The sequence below is a fragment of the Pseudomonas sp. ICMP22404 genome, assembly GCF_006227205.1.
Classification (GTDB): Bacteria; Pseudomonadota; Gammaproteobacteria; order Pseudomonadales; family Pseudomonadaceae; genus Aquipseudomonas.
Map to the genome: position 1 here is coordinate 1 of NZ_VCNG01000070.1, position 452 is coordinate 452.

1 rRNA gene is annotated in these 452 nt (G+C 45.4%); it reads right to left on the bottom strand.

Features of this window, described 5'->3' with window-relative positions:
• Window positions 1–452 (bottom strand): 16S ribosomal RNA (locus FGE05_RS29700); the annotation flags it as partial.

Consider the following 452-nt stretch of genomic DNA (forward strand, 5'->3'; position numbering starts at 1 on the left):
GGCGGTGTGTACAAAACCCGAGAACGTATTCACCGTAGCGTAGCTGATCTACGATTACTAGCGATTCCGACTTCATGAAGTCGAGTTGCAGACTTCAATCCGAACTGAGATCGGTTTTTTGAGATTTGCTCCATGTCACCATATTGCTTCTCTTTGTACCGACCATTGTAGCACGTGTGTTGCCCCACTCGTAAGAGGCATGATGATTTGACGTCGTCCCCACCTTCCTCCTGGTTACCCAGGCAGTATCTCTAGAGTCCTTAACTTAATATTAGTAACTAAAGAAAAGGGTTGCGCTCGTTGCAGGACTTAACCTAACATCTCACGACACGAGCTGACGACAACCATGCACCATCTGTCATTCTGTTAACCTCCACTATATCTCTATAGCTTTGCAGAAGATGTCAAGAGTGGGTAAGGTTCTACGCGTATTTTCAAATTAAACCACATGC